This is a genomic window from Paracoccus sp. (in: a-proteobacteria) (genome assembly GCF_039808215.1).
In the GTDB taxonomy this organism is placed as follows: domain Bacteria; phylum Pseudomonadota; class Alphaproteobacteria; order Rhodobacterales; family Rhodobacteraceae; genus Paracoccus.
In genome coordinates, this window is sequence record NZ_JBDHSP010000139.1 from 1 (window position 1) to 3,591 (window position 3,591).

Genomic DNA, 3,591 nt, shown 5'->3' on the forward strand with positions numbered 1-3,591 from the left:
CCACACGGCCACCGCACGCGGCACCGATGTCGACAAGCCGCGCAACCTCGCGAAGTCGGTGACCGTCGAGTAGGTGCCGGGGGCTTGTTCATCATTGCTCCAGCACGCGAGCAGTTCAGGGGCCGCGCACGTTCGGATTCAGCCCGCGCGTGGGGTAGATGGGTCGCCACGCAGCACGCCGAACATCTGCCCCTGCTCAGCGAGTGCGTCGACCCGGACTTGATCGCCGCAACGCAGCGGTTTTTCTGAACGTATGTGACGGGTGATGGTCGCGTAACGAAGCATGCAGCGGGCTTGGCGCAGGCTGTACCTGCGGGCAGCGTGCTGGCGCAACCCGCCTACGGTCGCATGCGCCCGATCGCGGCGTCGATGCCGGCCGCGTCGCGCGTGGCGCCGCTACCTGTCGCCGCGTTGACCAGGGAGCTGTCGCGCAGCCCCAGCACATGGCGCAAGACGAGCAGACCGTCGGTCAAGGCAAGCGCGCTGCCGTCAGCATCAACGTCTAGCTGCAGGCGCAGGCGATCGAGATAGGCCACGATCGCGGTGGCGTCCGAGCGTTGCGCATTGGCGCCGACTGCGCCGGCGACGAGCGCGTCACCACGGAGGCCGAACAGATAGCGCAACACCAGTACACCGTCAGTCGCCGCGTCGAAGCTGCCATCCTGGTCAATGTCAAGCGAGCCGCTCAGCGTGGTCGCAGCGAAGCTCGCATTGACGCTGCCAAGCCGCACTGCCGCTGACGATACATCGTAATAGCTCATGGATGACAGCACGCGCAGCTTGATCAAATCCCCCGCAGACACGCTGCCGGCGGCTGCGCTCCACGCGCTCCACGATGTACCGGCATCGGTCGAAACGGCGTATTCACCGCCCGTTGTCGAGACCGCGACCGGCACGGTGATACCGCTGACCGTTGCACTGGCGGATTCAATCCAGCTTTCAAGCGGGACAGCGGTCTGCGCCGCAAAGCTGATCGCGTCCGGCGTCGCGTCGATTTCATAGGCACCCATATCGATGCCGGAGCCCACTGGCCTTGGCGCGCCATCAAGATCGCCCGATGGCGCGCCGCTCGCGGTGCCGGTGTCGACCACGGGTGAACCACCCTGGGGCCGGAAGTTGTCCACTGCCGGGCTGACAAACAAGGGATCACTGCTGATGGTACCGCTGCCCAGCGTAACGGTGGCCGGTGACGCCGGCTCGTTGTAGATCGTCCCGATGTCGGAGAACGTGGCATCGATAGTCAATTGGCCGGCGGCACGGTGATCGAGATAAAAGTCGGTCGCTGCGGGGTTGGTCGCGGTGTTGCCATACACGATTGAATTCTTTGCCGTGATGTTGACGGTGCCGATCAGTCCGTCCACCGACATGCCGCCGCCATAGCCACCCCCGTAGTAGCTGTACTGGAAGGCGTGGTTGGCCGTCACCGTACCGTTCAGCAGCGACAGGTTGACCGTGCCCGGATTGATCAAGCCGCCGTAGCCATCAGGCGCGGCTGCCGCAACATAAAAGCCGGCGCCGTACATCGCGGTGTTGCGGGCGACCAGCGTGTTCGTCAGCTGTGCATTGAGCACGGCGGCGTTGTCGGCAGCCAAGTAAAGCCCGGCGCCGGCGTAGAAGGTGATGGTGTTGTGCACCACGCGAACGCGGTTGAGTGTGAGGTTGAGCACGCTGCCAGCACCATGCGCTTGGGCGCCCACACCCGCGCCATAACCGTGGCCAGCGCTGTTGTTGTCGATCAGGCAATTGTCCAGCGTGAGGTCAACGACACCACCGCCGTTGGCCGCGGCGGTCACCCCCATGCCGATTTCATAGCTGTCACCGCTACCGCCGGTGACGCGAAAACCATCCAGGTTCAGCGCGACGTTTTGCCCGGCAATGGCTTTGACGACAACAATTCCTGGCACCGGCAAGGTGATAACAGTCGTCGATGGATCGTTGCTGCGTGACGAGAAATCCTGCGTCCATCCGCCTCGAAGCAGGTAGCGCCGTCCTTCGGGAATGGTGACCTTTTCGCTGTAGGTGCCCTGTGCGACACGGATCGTCGCCACGCTGGCAGCCGGTGCCGCATCGACAGCGCTCTGGATCGTGGTGTGCGGGCAGGCAGTACAAACATCGAGTGCAACGGCCGGCCCGCCAACCGTCACGGCAATCGGCACGCTCGCTGCCGGCAGATTGCCGCCACTGCCTGACCAGATTGCCCACGCGCTGTAGGCTCCTGCGGCAGGATAGCTGATGGTGCACGCCGCTTTGCCCGACGCCACGGCTACGCGGTCGCACCACACCTCGCCGTTGACGACGAAGGTGACGCTGCCGCCCGTGCTGTTGGCCGGGGGTGACGCCGTCAACACCATCGGCTCACCGGCCGCCACCGGGTTGGCATTGACCGCAAGCGCCAGCGCGCCGGAGCTGGCAACGCCGGCGCGTGCTGCCGCTGCGACCTCGCTCGCCGACAGCGCCCGATCCCAAACCTTGACCTCGTCGATGCGGCCGCCCGTGTTGGTGACGGTGCAGCCAACCGGACAAATGCCCCCGTACGGCCAGTAGCCCAAATAGAAGTCGCTTGCCAGGTAGCTGGTCGTGGCACCGGCGACTGTCTGCTGGTTTTCCAGTACCCCATCGACGTAGAGCGAGAAGGTGTCGCCGGCACGGGTGATCGCAAGGTAGTGCCATTCGTTCAGCGCAAAGCCCCTGCGGCTGCTGAACAGGGAAATACCCGCCGGTCCACCGTCGTAAATGTAGAGCCCGAAGCGCGTGCGCTGGGAACCACCGGTCTGCCAGTAACCAACGGTCAACGTGCCGCGGTTGAGCAGCGGGCAGGCAATGCCGTCGCTGCACAGCGACGGGTTCATCCAGCCCTCGATCGTCCAGTCACCGGACATGCCGAACGCCGGGATCGACACGTAATCGTTGACGCCGTTGAGGCTGAACGCCTGGCCCGTGATACCTGCAGCAAACGTCGTGCTGTTGTGCAAGTTGCCATGATGGGTACCGATGGCATCGAGCGCGTTGCCTTCTGCCGGCCAGTGCGCGATAGGTTGCGCGGCGGCAAGCGCGGCCATCGTGGCGGAGATAACGGCGCAGGCCAGTTGCGGCCATACTCGCCAGCACCATCCAGTCGAAACAGAGTCACCCACAGCAACCTCCGAGCCCGGTTTCAGCAGCCGCCGACGATATGCACCGCGCGGCGCTTTTGTCCTTGATTAGGCTATGGACTTCGCCACGCGAGGTCGTTGACATGTGTCATGTGCCGACCGCGTCGCAGTCGACCCCCTGCTCTACGTTGCATTCAAGCAGCATCGATCCGGCGGTTACCGGTGCCGCGCAGCGCGCCAAGCTCGGCAGGCAGCGCCCAGGCAGCATTGGCGTGCGCTCCGTGAATCCCAGGCACGGCGAGCGTCGCGAACATCAGCGCGAAAGGGGCTTTGGATCAGCGCTTCCCTAGAGCGCGAAGTCGTAATCGATGATTAGCGGCGCGTGGTCCGAGAATTTCCGTTCGCGATAGATCTGCGCTCGTCGGGCGGTGGCGGCGATGCCGGGGGTCGCGATCTGATAGTCGAGGCGCCACCCGACGTTGTTGGCGTAGGCGTTGCC

General features: G+C 64.6%; 1 protein-coding gene. It reads right to left on the reverse strand.

Annotated elements, in window-relative coordinates; all coding sequences use genetic code 11:
* Positions 1-338: 338 nt before the first annotated feature.
* Positions 339-3,134, reverse strand: a complete 2,796-nt coding sequence (locus WMK75_RS18600) for a LamG-like jellyroll fold domain-containing protein (RefSeq protein WP_347269067.1) — start codon at positions 3,132-3,134, stop codon at positions 339-341.
* Positions 3,135-3,591: the final 457 nt, after the last annotated feature.